Source organism: Alicycliphilus sp. T452 (assembly GCF_054512775.1).
This window is the reverse complement of record NZ_JBTNEH010000001.1, coordinates 150482-170280: the sequence shown is the minus strand read 5'-3', so window position 1 is coordinate 170280 and position 19799 is coordinate 150482. Positions and strand designations below refer to the sequence as shown.

Below are 19799 nucleotides of genomic sequence, written 5' to 3'. Positions count from 1 at the left end.
CAGGGAGCCCCACGGCTTCAGCGCGCCGGGACGAAGCGAGGCGCGCGTTTCTCCATATTGGCCAGCACTGCCTCACGCTGGTTGGGCGTGCCCACCAGGCGGTCTTGCTCATCCGCCTCGGCCTGCAGGATAGCGGCGTTGTCACCGCCTTCGGCCACTGCCATGAGCCGCTTGGCAGCGCGGATCGCATCGGGACTCTTCTGCGCGACCTGATGCGCAGCTTCCAGCGCCGCTGCGCGGGGGTCGTCCGCGACGTAAGTGGCCAGGCCCAGTGCGCAGGCCTCGGTGCCGCTGAGCACGCGCGCGCTGTAGATCAGTTCGCGCAGCACATCGGGGCGTACCAGCCCGCGCGTCAGCACCATGCAGGCCATGTCAGTCACAAGGCCCCATTTCATCTCCATCACCGACAGCTTGGCGGTAGGCGCGACGTAGCGCACGTCGGCTCCGAGCGCCACCTGCAGGCCGCCGCCGAAGGCAACGCCGTGCACCGCGGCGAACACAGGCACCGGCAGCTCGCGCCACACCATGCAGGCGTACTGCGAGCGGTTGGAGATGCCATGCGTACGCGCGCCTCGGTGGCCACTGCCGGCCGGCATGCTGGTCATGCGGCCCATATCCAAACCTGCGCAGAATGCGCGGCCTTCGCCTGACAGCACCACGGCACGCAGATCAGGCATACGCGCGAGCTGCTCGCCGTTCTCGATCAGGGCATCGACCATCGCCTGGTCGAGCGCGTTCATCTTGTCGGGACGGTTCAGACGGACGTCGGCGATGCCCCCCTCGATGCTCACGGTAATTCTCTGATTGCTGTTGGCGCTCATTTGCGGACTCCTTGGGTTTGTCGTTGGCAGATCTTGTTCGGGATGTCTGTGTAGTCACTCACGTCATGCCTCCTCATGGTCGGGTGGAACCGCATGTCTCGCCGGCCACCCGGGACAACGGTCCAGTCATGTACATGTACGCACCACGAATGTTCGAATACACGAAAAATATTCTAATATTCTAACAAAAACATGGTTAGTACCAATATACGAACTTAGTTCACATATGAGATCTTCCACCAAGACTCGCTGACGACTTGAACCGAATAACCCCAAGGAGCGCAAATGACCAGCAAATACGGCTTCGAGCACCGGCCGCACATCGCGCGCCAGGGGAATGGCTTCCCCGGCCTTGATAGCTGCGGCCTTACCGACTGTCCGCCTCAGGGCTCATCAACCAAATGAGAGAGAAGGAGATACTCATGAAGACATCGATTCAACGCAGGCGCCTGATGGGTGGCGCGGCGGCTTACGCCGGACTGGCCTGGGCCGGTAGCGCGCAGGCAGCCGCCTTTCCGACGAAGGCGGTCACGCTGATCTTGCCGTATCCCCCGGGCGGCGCAAGCGACAGCTTCGTACGCGCGATACAGCCTTCGATCGCCAAGTCGCTTGGGCAGGCGCTGGTACTCGAGAACAAGCCGGGAGCCAGCGCGCTGCTCGGAGCCATCCAGATAGTGCAGGCGCCGCCGGACGGCCACACGCTGACGCTCCTGCCCGAGTCGGCTTTCCGCATCCCCCACCTGCAAAAGATGCCTTTTGATCCGCTCAAGGATTTCACCTACATCGCCCACCTGATCGGATTCGCCTTCGCTGTCGGGGTGCGTGCCGACTCGCCGTGGAAAACCTGGGCCGACCTGGTGGCCGATGCCAAGAAGCGTCCCGGCCAGATCAGCTTCGGGTCGGCGGGCAACACCGTGCAGTACACGATGGAAGAGCTGATGCAGAAGGCCGGCGTCAAGCTCAACAACGTTCCCTACAAAGGCGAGATGGACAGCGTCACGGCACTGCTCGGTGGGCACGTGGACATTGCCATTGCAAGCGGCACGCTCACTCCTCATGTCGCCTCCGGCAAGGTGCGTCCCTTGCTGATGTGGACGGCCAACCGCGTCAAACGCTATCCGAATGTGCCGACGATGCGCGAAGCGGGCTACGACATGGTGTCGACGGCGCCGCTCGGCGTGGTGGGTCCCAAAGGCATGAATCCAGCGGTGGTGAAGACGCTGCACGATGCCTTCAAGAAGGCGCTCGAAGAGCCCGAAGGACGAGCCGCGATGGAGCGGTTCGAAATCGAGAGTGCCTACCTTGACAGCGCCGAGTACACCAGCTTCGCCCACGAGCACTACGAACACCAGCGCAAGCTGATCGAGAAGCTGGGGTTGCGCCAGGGTTCGTAAGAGGAGTTCAGGACATGCAAACTCGCGTCACCGAAAAACTCGGCATCCGCTACCCCATCCTGCAGGGCGGCATGCAATGGGTAGGCAAGGCGGAGATGGCCGCCGCAGTATCAAACGCAGGCGGCCTGGGCATCGTCACAGCACTGACCCAGCCGACGCCCGACGACCTTGCGCGGGAAATCGTGCGGACCCGGGACATGACCGAACAACCGTTCGGCGTCAACTTGACGATCCTTCCCACGATCAACCCGCCGCCGTATGCCGACTACCTGCAGGCCATCATCGACGGCGGCGTCAAGGTGGTGGAGACGGCCGGCAACAGCCCGAGCGAATTCATCGGCCGCATGAAGGACAAGGACATCACCATCATCCACAAATGCACAGCGGTTCGCCATGCGTTGTCGGCACAGCGCAATGGCGTGGACATGGTGAGCATCGACGGATTCGAGTGCGCGGGACACCCGGGCGAGGACGACATCCCGGGCTTGGTGCTGATTCCGCTGGCGGTGCGTGCGCTGTCGGTGCCGGTGATCGCCTCGGGCGGCATCGCCGATGGGCGTGGCATGGCCGCAGCGCTCGCCTTGGGCGCCGAGGGGGTGAACATGGGCACCCGCTTCCTCGCCACGCGCGAGTCGCCGATTCACGCGAACATCAAGCAGGCGCTGGTCGAGGCCAGTGAGCGCGACACGCGACTGATGTTCCGCACCATGCGCAACACCTCGCGCGTACTTCGCAATGCCGTCTCCGAGGAGGTGGTCGCCATGGAGCGCCGCCCGGGCGGCTGCAAGTTCGAAGAGGTACGGCATCTCGTGGCCGGCGCACGCGGCCGCGAGGCGCTGGCTTCGGGGGACGTGCATGGCGGTGCGATTTCCACCGGCGTGGTGGTCGGCCTGATCGACGATGTGCCCAGCTGCGCGGAGCTGATCGAGCGCATGGTCGCGCAATGCCGCGAGCAACTGGCCCAGGCTGGCTGGTGGGCGCAAGGCCGCTGATTCCTCGGTTTTCGTTTTGTCCATGTCATGGACAAGACCGTGAATTTGCGTTGCTGCCGCCGCCAGCTGCCAACAAACTGGCTTGCCTTGCGATTCATGAATCAGAGACACCATGCCCGAAGCCGAGCGCCGGTTTGAAAGAGGCCTCAATCCGGGGCCAATCGCCATCGTGGACGCGTCGGGCGACGCCACTTTTGCTTAACCACTACAAACTAGGAGACTGTCATGACATTTAGCTTCATCCGGCGCTTCGGCAAACTGCAATTCGCCACGGCAAGCGCAACCTTGCTGATCGCCGGCGTACTGGGGGGCGCGGCCCACGCACAGGAGTTTCCACACAAGACCATCAAGATCGTGACGCCGTACGCCGCCGGCGGCTCATCCGACGCGATGACCCGGCAAATCGCCGAGCAGCTCAGCAAGCTCTGGCATCAGCCTGTCGTCGTCGAGAACAAGACCGGTGCCGCGGGGATGATCGCGGCCGAAGCAGTGGCCAAGTCCGAGCCCGACGGTTACACCATCCTCATGGGCACGAATGCGCTGATGCTGGTGCCGGCGCTGTATGGCTCCAAGGCGAGCTTCGATCCCATCAAGAGTTTCACTCCGGTATCCGAGGTGGGCACGCTCGGTTTCGTGTTCGCTGTCGGCCCCACGGTACCCGCCAAGAACCTGGCCGAGTTCGTTGCGCTGGCCAAGTCCTCACCCGGCAAGTATGCCTATGCCTCCTTCGGCAGCGGGTCCACGGGGCACGTGTTGATGGAAATGTTCAAGGACGCCGCGGGAATCGACTTGATCCACGTGCCTTACAAAGGGGAGGCGCCCGCCATCACCGAAGTGATAGGCGGACACATTCCCTCCCTCATCCTGTCGGTGCCAGGCTCCGTATCCTATGTGAAAGCCGGCAAGCTGGTTCCACTCGCGGTAAACGGGCCCACCCGAGCCAGGCAGCTGCCCGACACGCCGACCTTTGGTGAAGCCGGCTACAAGGGATTCGAGCCCATGAGCTGGTTCGGCATGTTGCTGCCCGCCAAGACGTCGCCTGCCATCGTGCAAAAGTTCAACCAGGGCCTCAACCAGGTGTTGGCCAATCCGGACCTCAACAATCGCATGGCGGAATATGGCATTTCGCTGCGCGGCAGCACCCCGGAACAGTTGGCTGCGCTCATGAAGAGCGACATGGAACGCTTCACGAAAGTGATTCGAGAAAAGAACATCAGGACGGAATAGGTCGCACCGGGTGCGAGCAGGAGCAGCAAATGCCCGCGATCTTTTCTCATATCAAGGTGCTGGATTTGACCCGGGCGGTAGCGGGCCCCAGCGCCGCCCAGATGCTGTCGGACATGGGGGCGACCGTCTACAAGGTGGAGCGACCCGGCGAAGGTGACGAATTGCGCCGCCTCGGCCCATACGTGAAATCGCCCTACGCCGATGCTGGCGATGCCAAGGAATCGGCGGCCTTCCATGCCTACAACCGGGGCAAGCGCAGCATCACCATCGACATCGCGAGCGACCGTGGCGCGGAACTCGTTCGCCAGCTGGCGCGCCGCTGCGATGTGCTGCTCGAGAACTACAAGGCGGGCACTCTGAAGCGGTACGGACTCGATGCGCAGCGGCTGCGCGCCGAAAACCCGCGGCTGGTGTACTGCTCTGTGACGGGGTTTGGCCAGGATGGGCCTTATGCCAGCCGCCCGGCGTACGACTTCATCGCACAGGGGGCGTTTGGCCTCATGAGTACCTGCGGCGAAGCGGACGGCGCGCCGATGCGCACGTCGGTTCCCATGATCGACCTGATCACCGGGCACTATGCCGCGCTGGCCATCGTCAGCGCCCTGTACCACCGCGAGCGCACCGGACAAGGGCAGTACGTCGAAGCCACGCTGATGGACTGCGCCGTGGCCTTCAACGGCCATCTGGCCCAGGGGTACCTCATGGGGGCACCAGTGCCGCAACGCGCCGGGAATACCAACCCCATCGCCGCACCATCCGCAGTCTATCCCTGCCGCGACGGTTCCGTGATTGTCGCAGCGGGCAACGACCAGCAATTTAAGGCCTTGTGCGAAGCGCTCGGAATGCCGGAACTGTCACGAGACGAGCGCTTCGCGAACAACTCGGTCAGAGTGGCCCATGCCGCTGCGCTCAACGACGCTGTGACTCGCGCTCTCGCTGGATATACCCGCCAGCAGGTGGTGGAACGTCTGGCGCAGGCAGGCGTTCCCTGCGGGCCAATCAACGACATGGCCGACGTCTTCGCCGACTCGCAAGTGCGGCATCGCGGCATCGCCCAGACCGTGACGCTGCCCGATGGCGGCAGTTGCCCGGTGGTGAGCAGCCCCCTGCGCTTCTCGGACACCCCTGTTCACCACCTGGCGTGCCCCCGCTTGGGAGAACACACCGGTGAAGTGCTGCGCGAGGAACTGGGCCTCCATGAAGCCGAGCTGGCCCGGCTTCGCGAGCAGGGGGTCATCTGAACGGAGTCCGGCGCGACGCGCCGGTCCATCGCCTCAGCTAACACTGAATACGTGCCTTGATGCCTGCGGCGGAACGGACTGCCCGGATTCCGGGGCTCACCTATCGAGGAAGAAAAGACCTGAAGGCATCAATCCAACGCAGGCGCCTGTTGGGTAGCGCCCTTTCCAGATATTTCGTGCCAGTCGGTTGACTGCGGTATAGAGGAGCAACGTGCAAACAACGCGAATTCATGAATCGTTCGATCGGCGTCTGAAGACCGCTCCGGATCAGGTCTATCTTCACACCCTGGCCGGACCTTTGACCTATGCGGACCTGGGGCGGCTGGTCGATCGGCTGGAGGAAGAGCTGCGCCGACTCGAAGTCGGAACCGGCGACCGGGTGTTCATGGTGGCAGAGAATTGTCCGGAACATATGGCACTGATCCTGGCTTGCAGCCGCGTTGGCGCCTGGGCCTGTAGTGTCAATGCACGGATGGCACCAGCGGAAGTCGACCTCTTTCAGCAAAAGGCAGACGCGCGAGTGGTGTATTTCACCAGCGAGGCATCGAATGCGGCGCGAGCTCACGCGCAAAGAATGGAGGCGATGGCTTCCGTGGTGCCAAGCCTGTCGCGAAGCCCGGTGCGTACGGAGGCGCAAGCAGCCCCTTCGCCGCTGGCGGAGGAAGTGGTGGCCATCATATTCACCTCCGGAACGACCGGCGCGCCCAAAGGCGTGATGATCACGCATGCGGGTCTCATGCATTACGGAAACATGGCGGTCCGTTTCCGGAAGATGACACCGCAGGACCGTTCGTACGCATTTCTTCCGATGACGCACATCTTCGGCCTGGGCGCCATGTTGATGGCTTCGCTTCAAGCCGGCAGCAGTCTGGTCCTTCGCCCGCAATTCGAACCAGCAGATGCGTTTGATGCCCTGGCGCATCACGGCATTTCCGTCCTCCAGGGTCCTCCGGCCATGTTCAGCCGCTTGATTGCCTGGCTTGATGAGCAGGGCATCCAGCACCCGGCATGCCCATCATTGCGGTACATGCATTGCGCGACTGCTCCTCTCGATCTGTCGCTCAAGCGGGAGATCGAAAAGCGTTTCGGTCAGCCCGTCTATCACGGTTATGGCATGTCCGAATATGCGGGCGGTGCCACCATGGTGCCTATGGGCCAGATACGCGATGACATTTCGACAGGCGCAGTGCTGGATGGGGCGGAAATGCGCATCGTCGACCCCGATGGACGCGATGTGCCACAAGGCGAGCGTGGGGAGATCTGGCTGCGCGGCGTTGGTCTGATGCCCGGTTATTTCCGCGATGAAAAGGCGACTGCCGACGTCATGCGGCCAGGTGGTTGGTATGCCACTGGCGACATTGGCCTGCAAGACCACGAAGGCAACTTCTTCATCGTTGGCCGGCTCAAGGAAATGATCATCCGTTCTGGCTTCAATGTCTATCCGGCAGAGGTCGAGGCTGTGCTGCTTCGCTGCCCGGCCGTACGCAATGCGGCGGTCGTCGGACGCAAGGAAGACGATGGCAACGAAGAAATCTGGGCCTTCATTGAAACCGTGGATCGCACGCTCCTCGACAAACCGGCGTTGGACCGCTATCTGAGGGATCACCTCACGTCGTACAAGCGACCAGGCCGCATCGTGACCGTGGATGCCATGCCCATGACTTCCAGCGGCAAGATTCTCAAGCGCGCCTTGTTCGAAATTCCTGGCGTCTTGACCGACCAGCGGTAGTTCGGGACGACGCCAGGACCGTTTCCAGTCCCCAGGGCACTGCATGACCCGGTCCGCATCTGCTGCCACCGCTTTCGGCTGGCCGATCTGCCGCAAGCCACCTTCGACTCCAAGACCGAATTCGCCGATGGGAAAGCCGAGGCCCCCCGCAAAGTGGCCTCCTCACACTGCCCAACATCATGAATGCCAAGAAGAAGGAGCTCAATCGCCACCTGTTGCCGCCTTTTGACAACGATGCGAGCCCCTTCGGGCTCTTGGCACCGAGCAGTCAACATGCAATACTTTTGCCGCCTTGATGGATTCCTTGTCAGCAATATGGAGACAAAGCATATGCGCAAGATTCTCGGTGCCATTGCAATGGCTGGGTGCATGATGACAGGGGCCAACGCCACGATCGTCTACCAGTTTCAAGTGACTTCGATGGAGTGCTCGGGGTCGCACTGCGAAGACTGGAGCAGCGAACTCAATTCCTTGACGATCAGCATGTCTGCGCCCATGGGTGCGCTGAACGTGAGGACGGTCGATTGGGGAACCCCCATCGAGAGCACGCAGTACTACAACTCCAACATCGTCGCCGTCGATTTCGCAGCCCTCGATATTTTCGTGAACATGCAGGAAGGGCGTTGCGAGTCCCGGGTCCTGTGCGAGATGGTGGCAAGCCTGCAAACGAACGGCGGGTATCTTCAGGGAAGCATCGGGACGCTCAGTACGACGTTCGCCGACACTTTCATGTCCACGAACGGATCCGATCTATGGTCCGGGTACCTGAATTCGGATCGTGGACCGACCACCCCGGACAATCGCCCGATCTATTCCGGTGTCTGGTATGCAGTGCCGGAACCCGGTGCCCTTGCCCTGCTGGGCGTGGGCCTCGTCGGGATGATCGGCGTGCACCAGCGCCGGCGCACCACTGCAGTCGCGGCTTCGACCTGACCGTGTAGGACAAGTACGCGACACCGTGCTCGCGCGGCGTGCATGCGTTGCCTTGCGTCAATGAAGAATTGATACTGCCTCCGTCGGCCGGACGCAAGCGCTTTGGCCTGGCCCCAATCCGAAGCGCATGGCCTCATCATCCCAGGAGGACGATCATGCTCAAGCGATTCTTTGATCCCGCAACCATCTATGCCCGCCGCGTCCAAAGTTGCCTGGACGAAGCCCGCATGGCCGCGCTGGAGCATGAAAACGCCGCGGAGCACCATATGGCCCTGGCCAGGATGTACCGCCACCGCGTTGCACGGCTGGAGGCGGAACTGGCCCCCGAAGACCGGCAAGCCTCCCTGGTTGCCCAGCCCGCGGCGCCAATGCCGCACATCGCGGCGCTCAAGAAGCACAAGGAGACGGGGCAGCGGCAGCCCGCATACCTGACGCAAGGCGCTGCCGGCTGACCCCCCGGTGAGTGGATTTCAGCGGGCCGCGTGGGGCGGCGTGTCCGCTGGCTCGGGCGGTGGCGCAGGAATGTCCGGCTCGACGGGCTGGTCCGCCGGTTCGCGGTGCGTGTGTGCGATGCGCGGGATCATGGCCTGCGGCCTCCTCTTTCTCGCGCCGCGCCTCAATTGTTCTGGCGCTTGATGAGCTTGCGCCCCGTGTCGGTGATGTGGAAGATCCCGGCCGGCGACTTGCCGATGTAGCCCCATTCGAGCAGGCGCCCCGACAGGTGGTGCTTGAGCGCGTCGGGCACGGCGATGGCCTCCCCCATCTCGAGCTGCTTGAGCGTGGCGATCTCGTCCACCGTGGGTTCGAACGTGGGGGCGTGGTACAGGGGCTGGGCTGTGGCCATGATGTGCTCTCCTTTTCCGATGGGGATTGGATCACGCGGCGCCGGATCCGTTCCGCCGGGATTCGGCCATACCCGGCGCCGCGTGCGCACCAGGGTATTGCGGCCGGGCGCGGCGCGCAATCGGCCAATCACCCAAGTGGGTGCACGGGTCTTGCGCCATCGGTGATGATCGCGCCACGTCGAACCCGCCCAGATCCTTCCCCGCCCCATGCTCTACGCCCTCACCGCGCTTCTGGCCTTTCAACTGCTGGGGGAGGTTCTCGTCCAACTGCTGGGCCTGCCCCTGCCCGGCGCGGTGGCGGGCATGCTGCTGTTGCTGGCGGGGCTGCTGGCGCTGGGCCGCGTGCCCCAGGCGCTGGAGCGCGCCGCCGGTGGGTTGCTGCAGCACATGATGCTACTGTTCATTCCGGCGATCACCGGTGTGATGCTGCACTTCGACCGCATCGCGCAGGAATGGCGGCCCTTTCTCGTGGCCGGCGTGGCGGGCGCGGCCATCACGCTGGCGGCAACCGCAGGGACGCTGCACTGGCTGCTGAGCGGCTCGCAGAGCGAACGCCCCGATGACCAGGAGCGGCCCTGATGGACGCCCTGCGCACTCTCGCGCCCTGGCTGGCCGCCTCGCCCCTGCCCTGGCTGGTGCTGACGCTGGTGGCCTACGCGCTGGCGCTGGCGCTGTACCGGCGCAGCGGCGCGCATCCGCTGCTGATTCCGGTGCTGACGGCGGTGGCCGCCATCGTGGCCCTGCTGATGCTCTCGGGCACGCCCTACGCCACCTACCGCCAGGGCGTGGAACTGCTCAATTTCATGATCGGGCCGGCCACCGTGGCGCTGGCCGTGCCCCTGTTCGCGCAGCGCGGGCGCATCCGCAAGCTCTGGCGCCCGATCGGCGTGGCATTGCTCGTGGGCTGCGTGGTGGCGATCGTCTCGGCGCTGCTGCTGGCCTGGGCGCTGGGCGGCACGCGCGAGACGCTGCTGTCGCTCGCGCCCAAGTCGGCCTCCATGCCCTTTGCCCTGCCCGTGGCCGGGCGCACCGGCGGCCTGCCCTCGCTCACGGCCGTGGCCGTGGCCATCACGGGCATTGCGGGGGCGGTGATGGCAGGGCCGCTGCTGCGCCTGCTGCACGTGCGCGACCCGGCGGTGAGGGGCTTCGCCATCGGCCTGACGGCGCACGCCATCGGCACGGCGCGCGAGCTGCAGGTGCACCCCACCGCCGGCGCCTTCGCGGCCCTGGCCATGGGGCTGAACGGCGTGGCCACGGCGGTGCTGGTGCCTGTGTGCGTGGCGCTGCTGGGCTGGCTATGAAGCCCCGGCCGCGGCCATTTCCCCGAGCCACTGCGCGAAGGCCGCCAGCACCGGCGGCTGGTGCTGTGCGGGGCTGACGAGGTAGTAGCCGCGCTCGCCGCGCAGCGGCTGGGGGCAGGCCACGACGAGCTCGCCGCGCACCATCTCGGCCTCGATGAGCATGGGCGGCATCAGCGCCACGCCCAGCCCATGGGCCGCTGCCACGGCCGTCATGGAGAAGAGCTCGTAGCGCGGCCCGTCGAGCGCGCGCGGCGCGTCCTGCACGCCCATGGCGTCGAACCACTGCCGCCAGCCATGGGGCCGCGTGCTTTGCTGGATCAGCGGCAGCCGCGCCAGCACCTGCGGCGGCACGCCCTGGTGCGCGCGCCCGGTGCCGCGCGGCATGCCCGACTGCTGCGCGGCCGCCTCCAGCAGGCGCGGGCTGCACACCGGCACCACGTCCTCGGGCATCAGCAGCTGCGCCTGCACGCCGGGCCAGTTGGCCACCTGTTCGGGCGTGCCTGCGTAGAGCGCGGCATCGAAGCCGGTGTCGGTGAACAGGAAGGGGCGGGTCTGGGTCTCTATGTGGACCACGATCTCCGGGTGGCGCTCGGCCAGCAGCGGCAGGCGCGGGATCAGCCAGCGCGTGGCGAAGGTGGCCACGGCCGCCAGCGACAGCGCCCCTCCGTGGCCCTGGTGCGCCATCACGTCCAGCGTGTCCTGCTCCAGCCCCTGCAGCCAGCGCGCCACCTGGCGCCCGTAGTGCCGCCCCGCGGGCGTGAGCACCACGCCGTGGCGCGTGCGGCGGAACAGCTGCACGCCGAGCTGGTCTTCGAGTGCCAGGATCTGGCGCGAGACGGCGCTTTGCGTGAGCGCCAGCTCCTGCGCGGCGCGGGTATAGCTCTCGTGCCGCGCAGCGGCCTCGAAACAGGCCAGCGCCTGGGTGGATGGCAGATGTCGTCGCATGGACGCATCTTAGTTAAATATTCTGAATACTCATTTCTGGATGCGAATAACTCGCTTGCGGCGGGCGCAGCTGCGGAGATACGATCACTTCCGCTACTTCTTTCCATGCCGCCTTCGCATGCATGGATCTACCCACCCACCACGTTCACCGCGTTTTTCACAGGAGACACCATGACCCGCGCCGCCTTCCAATGGGACGATCCCTTCCAACTCGACCAGCAGCTCACCGAGGACGAGCGCGCCATCCGTGACGCCGCCCGCGCCTACTGCCAGGACAAGCTGGCGCCGCGCGTGCTGGACATGTTCCGCCACGAGAAGACCGACGTGGGCATCTTCCGCGAGATGGGTGAGCTGGGCCTGCTGGGCCCGACCATTCCCGCGCAGTACGGCGGCGCCGGCCTGAACTACGTGAGCTACGGCCTGGTGGCGCGCGAGATCGAGCGCGTGGACTCGGGCTACCGCTCCATGGCCAGCGTGCAGTCGTCGCTGGTGATGGTGCCGATCAACGAGTTCGGCTCCGAGGCGCAGAAGCAGAAATACCTGCCCAGGCTGGCCAGCGGCGAGTTCATCGGCTGCTTCGGCCTGACCGAGCCCGACCACGGCTCCGACCCCGGCAGCATGGCCACGCGCGCCTACAAGGTCGATGGCGGCTACCGCCTCAAGGGCAACAAGATGTGGATCACCAACAGCCCGGTGGCCGACGTGTTCGTGGTCTGGGCCAAGGAGGTGGAGCCCTCGGGCGCCGTGGGCCAGATCCGCGGCTTCATCCTGGACAAGGGCATGAAGGGCCTGTCGGCCCCCGCCATCCACGGCAAGGTGGGCCTGCGCGCCTCGATCACCGGCGAGATCGTGATGGACGACGTGTTCGTGCCCGAGGAAAACGCCTTCCCCGAGATCCGCGGCCTCAAGGGCCCCTTCACCTGCCTGAACAGCGCGCGCTTCGGCATCGCCTGGGGCGCCATGGGCGCGGCCGAGTTCTGCTGGCACACCGCGCGCCAGTACACGCTGGACCGCAAGCAGTTCGGCCGCCCGCTGGCCGCCAACCAGCTCATCCAGAAGAAGCTGGCCGACATGCAGACCGAGATCACCCTGGGCCTGCAGGCCGCGCTGCGGGTGGGCCGCATGAAGGACGAGCACCAGAACGTGGTGGAGATCACCTCCCTCATCAAGCGCAACAACTGCGGCAAGGCCCTGGACATCGCCCGCCTGGCGCGCGACATGATGGGCGGCAACGGCATCAGCGACGAGTTCGGCGTGGCGCGCCACCTGGTGAACCTGGAGGTGGTCAACACCTACGAGGGCACGCACGACGTGCACGCGCTCATCCTGGGCCGTGCGCAGACCGGCATTGCGGCGTTCGCAAACTAACGAAAACCATAGCTGCCGGCGCTTGCTGGGCAAGCGCTGGGGGCACTTTTCTTCAAAAAATGAGCATACCCACCCCGGGCGCCCTGGCCGGCATCAAGGTGCTGGACCTGTCGCGCGTGCTGGCCGGCCCCTGGTGCACGCAGATGCTGGCCGACCTGGGTGCGGACGTGGTCAAGGTCGAACGCCCCGCGGCCGGCGACGACACGCGCCACTGGGGCCCGCCGTTCCTGCAGGACGGCGCCGGCCGCGACACGCGCGAGGCCAGCTACTTCACCGCCTGCAACCGCAACAAGCGCAGCATCACCGTGGACATGGCCCACCCCGCAGGCCAGGCCCTGCTGCGCCGCATGGCGCAACGGGCCGACGTGGTGGTGGAGAACTTCAAGGTCGGCGGCCTGGCGCAATACGGCCTGGACTACGACAGCCTCAAGGCGCTGAACCCGCGCCTGGTCTACTGCTCCATCACCGGCTTCGGCCAGACGGGGCCGTACGCCGGGCGCGCCGGCTACGACCTGATGGTGCAGGCCGCCTGCGGCCTCATGAGCATCACGGGCCACGCCGACGGCGAGCCCGGCGGCGGCCCGCTGAAGGTGGGCGTGGCCGTGATCGACGTGTTCACCGGCCTGTACGCCAGCAACGCCATCCTGGCCGCGCTCAACGCCCGCAACGCCAGCGGCGAGGGCCAGCACATCGACATGGCGCTGCTGGACGTGGGCATGGCCGTGCTGGCCAACCAGGCCGCGGGGTTCCTGGCCACCGGCCAGGCCCCGGGCCGCGCCGGCAACATCCACCCGAGCCTGGCGCCCTACCAGGACTTCCAGACGCGCGACGGCGACGTGCTGCTGGCCATCGGCAACGACGGGCAGTTCGCGCGCTTCTGCGCCGCCGTGGGCCATGACGCCTGGGCGCAGGACGAGCGCTTCGCGACCAACACCGCGCGCGTGCGCCACCGCGCCGCGCTGCTGGAGCAGCTGGCGCCACTGATGCGCCAGCGCAGCACGGCCGAGTGGATCGCGCTGCTGGAGGACAAGGCCGTTCCCTGCGGCCCGATCAACACCATCGCCCAGGCCTTCGACGACCCGCAGGTGCGCGCGCGCGGCACCCGCGTGGACCTGCCGCGCGATGCCGGCGACGGCATCGCCAGCGTGGCCACCGTCGCCAACCCCATGCGCCTGTCCGCCACGCCCGTGGCCTACCGCAACGCCCCGCCCGCGCTGGGCCAGCACACCGACGAGGTCCTGCGCGAGCTGGGCCTGGACGCGCCGGCCATCGCGGCCCTCAGGGAAAGCAGGGCCGTCTGATTTTTTCACCCACCCCCGCCATCACTGGCATCGCATTGCTTGCAGATTCCAAAAAAGGAGATAAGCACATGATCCGTCGCACCGCCCTCACCCTGGGCATGCTCGCCCTGCTGGGCACCACGGCCCACGCCCAGTCCGGCTACCCTGCCAAGCCCATCCGCCTGCTCGTGCCCTTCGCCGCGGGCGGCACCACCGACCTCATCGCCCGCGTGGTGGCCGACCCGCTGGGCCGCGAGCTCGGCCAGCCCGTGGTGGTGGAGAACAAGGGCGGCGGCGGCGGCGCCATCGGCGCGGCCGAAACCGCCCGCGCCGCGCCCGACGGCTACAACCTGGGCATGGCCACCGTCTCCACCACGGCCACCAACCCGGCCATCAACCCCAAGATCCCCTACAACGTGTTCACGGACTTCACGCCCGTCGTGAACATCGCGGCCACGCCCAACGTCATTGCCGCCAACCCCCAGTTCGCCGGCAAGGACTACAAGAGCTTCCTCGCAGAGGTCAAGAAGAACCCCGGCAAGTACTCGTTCGGCTCGCCCGGCACCGGCAGCATCGGCCATCTGATGATGGAAATGTTCATGCTGGAAACGGGCGCGCAAATGATCCACGTGCCCTACCGCGGCTCCGGCCCCGCCCTCAACGACGCCGTGGCCGGCCAGATCCCGCTGATCTTCGACAACCTGCCCTCGGCCCTGCCTTTCATCAAGGAAAAGCGCCTCACTGCCCTCGTGGTGGCCGCGCCCCGGCGCCTGGCCGTGCTGCCGGACGTGCCCACGCTGGCCGAAGTGGGCGCGCCCAACGTGAACCGCATGGCGTACTACGGCATCGTCGGCCCCAAGGGCCTGCCCAAGGACATCGTGGACAAGGTGAACGCCGCCGTGCGCAAGGTGCTCACGGACCCGGCAATCCGCAAGCGCATCGAGGACACGGGCTCGCTGATCGTCGCCGACACGCCCGAGAAGTTCGCCCAGGAAATCAAGGCCGAGTACACCGCCTACAAGAACGTGGTGGACAAGCAGAAGCTCACGATGGATTGAGTTCCCTCGCTCGCGCACGCCTGCAGGCCCCGCCCTCCCCCGGCGGGGCTTTTTGCTGGAGCCCCTGCAACATGGCGACACAATGGTGAAGAATGCGCAAAACCCGGCAAAGCCGGTGCCGCCGGGTCAACCAAAGAGCCCCGCCGCGCGTCTGACACTAAAGCCCCGGCACGAGCCGCCACCACTGCACAGGGAGACCTCCATGCCCCTTTTCCACCCGCTCCCGTCGCGCACCGCCGCCGCCTGCATGCTTGGCCTGCTGGCTGCCGGCTGCGTTGCCGTGCCGGGCGACCCCTACTATGACGGCGGCGGCTACTACTCCGGCTCGTCGTCCATGACGGTGTACGAGCAGCCCGGCGTGATCTATACCGCCCCCCCGCTGGGCTGGCGCGACTATCCCCCGCCGCCGCCCGGCTGGCGCGAGGACGCATGGCGCGAACGCCAGTGGCGCGAGGCCCAGCAGCGCCGCGACGCGCAGCGCCGGGAGTTCGACCGCCGCCGAGAAGCCGATCGGCGCGAGGCCGAACGCCGGGAAGCCGACCGGCGCCGCGAGATGGACCGCCGCGCCAAGGAAGAGCGCCTGCTGCAGCACCCCGACCCCAACGTCGTGCGCGCACGCCGCGAGCAGTTCGAGCGCGACCGCCGCGCCGAGATGGAGGCCGAGCGCGAGCGCCGCAACCAGGGCATGGACCAGCGGCCGGGCGGCCCGCGCCCCGATTGGCGCTGACCCCTTCCACGACACGCCGGCGACAGCGCGCCATGTCCCTCTCGCTCCGGCCCGCCCTGGCTCTGGTGATCGCCGCGTGCTGCGCGCTGCCGGCCGCGGCCCAGGTCATGCGCTGCACCGACCCGGCCACCGGCAAGGTCACCTACACCGACGGCGACTGCGGCCGCGGCGAGGCGGCCCGCGAGGTCGAGGCGCGCAAGAGCCCGCAGGAGATAGGACAGGAACGCGAACAGGCGGCCGAGGCCCTGGAGCGCAAGCACGAGCGCCAGCAGATGGAGGCGCGGCAGCGCCGCGAGGCGCAGCAGGCCGAGCGCGCCGCCCGCCCCGCCGCGGGCAGCGACCCCGCCCAGTCGATGGAATGTCAGCGCGCGCGCAAGAACCTGCAGGACGTGCTGGCGACCATGGGCCAGGGCATGTACGACGAGCAGGCAAGGCTCGACGCCGCCCAGCGCCAGGCCGACCTGGCCTGCCTCAGCCCCGCCGACTACGCCCGCGCCGAGCGCAGCCGCGGCTACCGCCCCATCCCTTCACAGCCCTACTACGGTCCCCCGGTGGTGGTCGTGCCGCCGCGCCCCTCCGTGCCCGCACCTGCGCCCCGGCGCGAGATCACGCACTGCAACGTGTTCCGCTGCTACGACGCGCAGGGCAACACCTATCCGCGCTGAACCAGCCCCTCGCGCACCGTGGGATAGCGCAGCCGCAGGCGCAGCTCGCGCGCCATGCGCGTGGTGACCAGCCGGCGCGATTCCCCCATGAAGCTCAACAGCGACAGGGGCAGCTGCTGCTGCGCCAGGCTGCGCGCCACGCGCGGCGGGCGCGGCAGGCCATACAGGTCGGCCGCCAGATCGAAGTAATCCCCCATCTTCAGCTGGCTGTCGTCGGCCACGTTGTAGGCGCGCTGCGGCCGCCCGCGCCACAGGGCCGCGATGCAGGCGCGCGCCAGGTCGTCGGCATGGATGTGGTTGGTATACACATCGTCGGGCGCCGCCAGCACGGGCGTGCCGCGGCGCAGCCGCGCCTCGGGCGTGCCGCCCTCGCGGTCGGGGGCATAGATGCCGGGCACGCGCAGGATGCTGGCGCGCACGCCCGCGCGCCCCAGGTGGCGCACCGCGCGCTCGGCGTTCACCCGGCGCTGGGCGCGCGGCGTGGCCGGGGCCACGGAGCGCGACTCGGCCACCCACTCGCCCGCGCAGTCGCCATACACGCCGCTGGTGGAGGCGTAGACCAGCGCCTGCGGCAGCGCGCGCCGGCGCAGCACGCGCACGAGCGCCGTGCTGCGCCTGTCCAGCCACCAGCGCGGCCCCACCGCGCCCTCGCCCGGCGGCGGCGCCAGGTGCAGCACGCGCGTGGCCAGGCCGGCCAGGCGCGCCAGCGAGGCCGCGTCGTCCAGGTTGCCCACGAGCGGCGTGACGCCGGCGGCGCGCAGCATGGGCACGCGCGCGGGCGAGGAAGTCAGCGCCAGCACGCGCGGGCGCGGACCGCTAGCGCCCAGGCTGCGCGCCACGCGCAGGCCCACGTCGCCGCAGCCGATGATGAGCAGGCGCTGGCGCCGAAAGCGCGCCGGCAGAGAACCGAGTGGGTTTTGGTTTGAGGGCAAAATCGGCTCCGTCGAGCGATGAGCGGGGCATGGCCCCGAAAAAAACAGGACTCCAAGGATACCCATACATGACGAGCGCACAGACCGCAGAGGCGACCTTCCAGATCACCGTGCAGCCCAGCGGCCGCGCATTCGAGGCGCAGGCCGGCGAGCCCATCCTGACGGCCGCCATCCGCAGCGGCGTGGGCCTGCCCTACGGCTGCAAGGACGGCGCCTGCGGCTCCTGCAAGTGCAAGAAGCTCAGCGGATCGGTGGTGCATGGCGAGCACCAGCACAAGGCGCTGAGCATCGAGGAGGAGGAAGCCGGCTACGTGCTCACCTGCTGCGCGAAGCCCCTGACCGACGTGGTGCTCGAATCGCGCCAGGTGACGGACGAGAGCGCCTACCCCATCCGCAAGCTGCCCGTGCGCGTGTCCACGCTCACGCGCGCATCGCACGACGTGATGCAGGTGCGCCTGCAGCTGCCGGCGAACGACAACTTCCGCTACCACGCGGGCCAGTACATCGAATTCATATTGCGCGACGGCGCGCGCCGCGCCTATTCCATGGCCACCGCGCCGCACATGCAGGAGAGCGCGCCCGGCGTGGAGCTGCACATACGCCACATGCCCGGCGGCAAGTTCACCACCCATGTGTTCGGCGACATGAAGGAGAAGGAGATCCTGCGCGTTGAGGGGCCGTTCGGCAGCTTCTTCCTGCGCGAGGACTCGGACAAGCCCATGGTCTTCCTGGCCTCGGGCACGGGCTTCGCGCCCATCAAGGCGCTGATCGAGCACATGCAGCACAAGGGCATCGCGCGCCCGGCCACGCTGTACTGGGGTGGGCGCCGCCCGCAGGACCTGTACATGGACGGCTGGGTGCGCGAGCGCCTGGCCGCCATGCCCCAGCTGCGCTACGTGCCCGTGGTGTCCGACGCCTTGCCCGAGGACGGCTGGACGGGCCGCACGGGCTTCGTGCACCAGGCCGTCCTGGAGGACATCGCCGACCTCTCGAGCCACCAGGTCTATGCCTGCGGCGCGCCCATCGTGGTGGACTCGGCGCGCCGGGATTTCGTCCAGCAGGCCGGCCTGCCGGAGTACGAGTTCTACGCCGACGCCTTCACGTCCGAGGCGGACAAGCTCGCAGGCTGAGCGGGACTACCCGGCGGCGGCCAGCGCCGCTGCTTCGTGGTCGCCCGGCTGTTCGGCCGGCCGGGAGCCGCCCCCGTCGCGCCAGACGCCGCGCAGCCAGGCTTCTTCGAGCTGCGCGACGTAGGGCGCGATGTCGTAGTGGTTCGACGCCAGCCACGCGTCGTCGTAGTAGCTGTCCATGTAGCGGTCGCCGCAGTCGCACGCCAGGGCCACGATGGAGCCGGCCTGGTTGCGCTGCGCCATTTCGCAGGCCAGCTGCATGGCCACGTAGAAGTCGGTGCCGGTCGAGCCCCCGTAGCGGCGTCCCACCAGGCGCTGCAGCACGCGCATGGCGGCGTAGGACGCGGCGTTGGGCACCCGCTCCATGCGGTCGATGACGTCGGGCACGAACGATGGCTCCACGCGCGGCCGGCCTATGCCCTCCACGTCCGAGCCGCGCGCGCTGGTGATGGAGGCATCGCGGTGGTGGAAGTAGTCGTGGAACACCGAATGCTCGGGGTCCACGACGCACAGCCGGGTGGCGCATCCCTGGTAGCGAATGTAGCGGCCTATGGTGGCGGAAGTCCCGCCCGTGCCCGCGCCGACCACGATCCAGGCCGGCGTCGGGTGCGGCTCGCCGCGCATCTGCTGGAAGATGGATTCCGCGATATTGTTGTTGCCGCGCCAGTCGGTGGCCCGCTCCGCGTAGGTGAACTGGTCCATGTAGTGGCCGTTGCACTCGCGCGCCAGCCGCTCGGCCTCGGCGTACAGCTGCGCGGAGCTGCCGACGAAGTGGCAGCGGCCGCCATAGAACTCGATCTGCGCGATCTTGGCGGCCGACGTGCCGCGCGGCATCACGGCGACGAAGGGCAGGCCCAGAAGGCGCGCGAAATAGGCCTCTGACACGGCCGTGCTTCCAGAGGACGCCTCCACGATGGTCGTGCCTTCGCGGATCCAGCCGTTGCACAGCCCATAGAGGAACAGCGACCTGGCAAGCCTGTGCTTGAGGCTGCCCGTGGGGTGGGTCGATTCGTCCTTCAGGTAGAGCCGCACCTGCGGCATGGCGGGCAGGTCGAGCTGCAGCAGATGGGTGTCGGACGAGCGCTGGAAATCGCGCTCTATGCGCCGCACTGCTTCCAGAACCCAGCTTCTGGACGTCACTTGAATCGATGGCATTTCCTGGTATTCCTTCGTGTCGTTGTCCGGGGCACGGCCCCGTGCCCGGATGCGCA

20 protein-coding genes are annotated in these 19799 nt (G+C 67.1%); 15 read left to right on the top strand and 5 right to left on the bottom strand.

Features of this window, described 5'->3' with window-relative positions:
- Window positions 1-17 precede the first annotated feature (17 nt).
- Window positions 18-821 carry a crotonase/enoyl-CoA hydratase family protein gene (locus ACX12L_RS00790; protein ID WP_459260855.1) on the bottom strand — a complete coding sequence of 268 codons (804 nt, stop codon included), beginning with the start codon at window positions 819-821 and terminating at the stop codon, window positions 18-20.
- Between the two features lie 422 nt (window positions 822-1243).
- Here ACX12L_RS00790 and ACX12L_RS00785 point away from each other — a divergent pair, with 422 nt between their 5' ends.
- The 7 genes from ACX12L_RS00785 (at window position 1244) to ACX12L_RS00755 (ending at window position 8789) form a co-directional block, all read left to right on the top strand.
- Complete coding sequence (locus tag ACX12L_RS00785) at window positions 1244-2215, top strand: tripartite tricarboxylate transporter substrate binding protein (RefSeq protein WP_459260854.1); 972 nt, start codon at window positions 1244-1246, stop codon at window positions 2213-2215.
- Window positions 2216-2229: 14 nt separating this feature from the next.
- A complete protein-coding gene (locus ACX12L_RS00780; RefSeq protein ID WP_459260852.1) occupies window positions 2230-3207 on the top strand; it encodes an NAD(P)H-dependent flavin oxidoreductase in 978 nt (325 codons plus the stop codon).
- 225 nt (window positions 3208-3432) lie between these two features.
- The gene (locus tag ACX12L_RS00775) at window positions 3433-4434 is read left to right on the top strand and encodes a Bug family tripartite tricarboxylate transporter substrate binding protein (RefSeq protein WP_459260851.1); all 1002 of its coding nucleotides are present in this window, start codon (window positions 3433-3435) and stop codon (window positions 4432-4434) included.
- A gap of 29 nt (window positions 4435-4463) precedes the next feature.
- Window positions 4464-5675, top strand: a complete 1212-nt coding sequence (locus ACX12L_RS00770; RefSeq protein WP_459260850.1) for a CaiB/BaiF CoA transferase family protein — start codon at window positions 4464-4466, stop codon at window positions 5673-5675.
- 211 nt (window positions 5676-5886) lie between these two features.
- On the top strand, window positions 5887-7404 hold the full coding sequence (locus ACX12L_RS00765; RefSeq protein WP_459260849.1) for a class I adenylate-forming enzyme family protein: 1518 nt from the start codon (window positions 5887-5889) through the stop codon (window positions 7402-7404).
- 330 nt (window positions 7405-7734) lie between these two features.
- Window positions 7735-8337 (top strand): PEP-CTERM sorting domain-containing protein, encoded by a 603-nt coding sequence (locus tag ACX12L_RS00760; protein ID WP_459260848.1) that lies wholly within the window; start codon window positions 7735-7737, stop codon window positions 8335-8337.
- A 155-nt stretch (window positions 8338-8492) separates the two neighbouring features.
- Window positions 8493-8789, top strand: a complete 297-nt coding sequence (locus tag ACX12L_RS00755; protein WP_459260847.1) for a hypothetical protein — start codon at window positions 8493-8495, stop codon at window positions 8787-8789.
- A 164-nt stretch (window positions 8790-8953) separates the two neighbouring features.
- Here the strand turns inward: ACX12L_RS00755 and ACX12L_RS00750 are convergent, their stop codons facing one another.
- The gene (locus tag ACX12L_RS00750) at window positions 8954-9181 is read right to left on the bottom strand and encodes a hypothetical protein (protein WP_459260846.1); all 228 of its coding nucleotides are present in this window, start codon (window positions 9179-9181) and stop codon (window positions 8954-8956) included.
- A gap of 208 nt (window positions 9182-9389) precedes the next feature.
- Here ACX12L_RS00750 and ACX12L_RS00745 point away from each other — a divergent pair, with 208 nt between their 5' ends.
- A complete protein-coding gene (locus tag ACX12L_RS00745) occupies window positions 9390-9761 on the top strand; it encodes a CidA/LrgA family protein (protein WP_459260845.1) in 372 nt (123 codons plus the stop codon).
- A complete protein-coding gene (locus tag ACX12L_RS00740) occupies window positions 9761-10483 on the top strand; it encodes an LrgB family protein (RefSeq protein ID WP_459260843.1) in 723 nt (240 codons plus the stop codon). Before ACX12L_RS00745 ends, ACX12L_RS00740 begins: the two co-directional genes overlap by 1 nt.
- Here ACX12L_RS00740 and ACX12L_RS00735 read toward each other — a convergent pair.
- Complete coding sequence (locus ACX12L_RS00735) at window positions 10478-11428, bottom strand: LysR substrate-binding domain-containing protein (protein WP_459260842.1); 951 nt, start codon at window positions 11426-11428, stop codon at window positions 10478-10480. The two genes, ACX12L_RS00740 and ACX12L_RS00735, sit on opposite strands and share 6 nt — an antisense overlap.
- 171 nt (window positions 11429-11599) lie before the next feature.
- Here ACX12L_RS00735 and ACX12L_RS00730 point away from each other — a divergent pair, with 171 nt between their 5' ends.
- The 5 genes from ACX12L_RS00730 (at window position 11600) to ACX12L_RS00710 (ending at window position 16526) form a co-directional block, all read left to right on the top strand.
- Window positions 11600-12796, top strand: coding sequence for an acyl-CoA dehydrogenase (locus tag ACX12L_RS00730; RefSeq protein ID WP_459260841.1), 1197 nt, complete (start codon window positions 11600-11602; stop codon window positions 12794-12796).
- Between the two features lie 59 nt (window positions 12797-12855).
- Window positions 12856-14097 (top strand): CaiB/BaiF CoA transferase family protein, encoded by a 1242-nt coding sequence (locus ACX12L_RS00725; RefSeq protein ID WP_459260840.1) that lies wholly within the window; start codon window positions 12856-12858, stop codon window positions 14095-14097.
- A 68-nt stretch (window positions 14098-14165) separates the two neighbouring features.
- The gene (locus ACX12L_RS00720; protein WP_459260839.1) at window positions 14166-15134 is read left to right on the top strand and encodes a tripartite tricarboxylate transporter substrate binding protein BugE; all 969 of its coding nucleotides are present in this window, start codon (window positions 14166-14168) and stop codon (window positions 15132-15134) included.
- Between the two features lie 202 nt (window positions 15135-15336).
- Window positions 15337-15861 (top strand): hypothetical protein, encoded by a 525-nt coding sequence (locus tag ACX12L_RS00715; RefSeq protein ID WP_459260838.1) that lies wholly within the window; start codon window positions 15337-15339, stop codon window positions 15859-15861.
- A gap of 32 nt (window positions 15862-15893) precedes the next feature.
- A complete protein-coding gene (locus tag ACX12L_RS00710) occupies window positions 15894-16526 on the top strand; it encodes a DUF4124 domain-containing protein (protein WP_459260837.1) in 633 nt (210 codons plus the stop codon).
- Here ACX12L_RS00710 and ACX12L_RS00705 read toward each other — a convergent pair.
- Window positions 16514-17458: an NAD-dependent epimerase/dehydratase family protein gene (locus ACX12L_RS00705; protein WP_459260835.1), complete on the bottom strand. Its 945-nt coding sequence runs from the start codon at window positions 17456-17458 to the stop codon at window positions 16514-16516. The two genes, ACX12L_RS00710 and ACX12L_RS00705, sit on opposite strands and share 13 nt — an antisense overlap.
- Window positions 17459-17526: 68 nt before the next feature.
- Here ACX12L_RS00705 and ACX12L_RS00700 point away from each other — a divergent pair, with 68 nt between their 5' ends.
- Window positions 17527-18588, top strand: a complete 1062-nt coding sequence (locus tag ACX12L_RS00700) for a CDP-6-deoxy-delta-3,4-glucoseen reductase (protein ID WP_459260833.1) — start codon at window positions 17527-17529, stop codon at window positions 18586-18588.
- Window positions 18589-18594: 6 nt separating this feature from the next.
- Here ACX12L_RS00700 and ACX12L_RS00695 read toward each other — a convergent pair whose 3' ends face one another.
- Window positions 18595-19743 (bottom strand): PLP-dependent cysteine synthase family protein, encoded by a 1149-nt coding sequence (locus tag ACX12L_RS00695; RefSeq protein ID WP_459260831.1) that lies wholly within the window; start codon window positions 19741-19743, stop codon window positions 18595-18597.
- Window positions 19744-19799 lie beyond the last annotated feature (56 nt).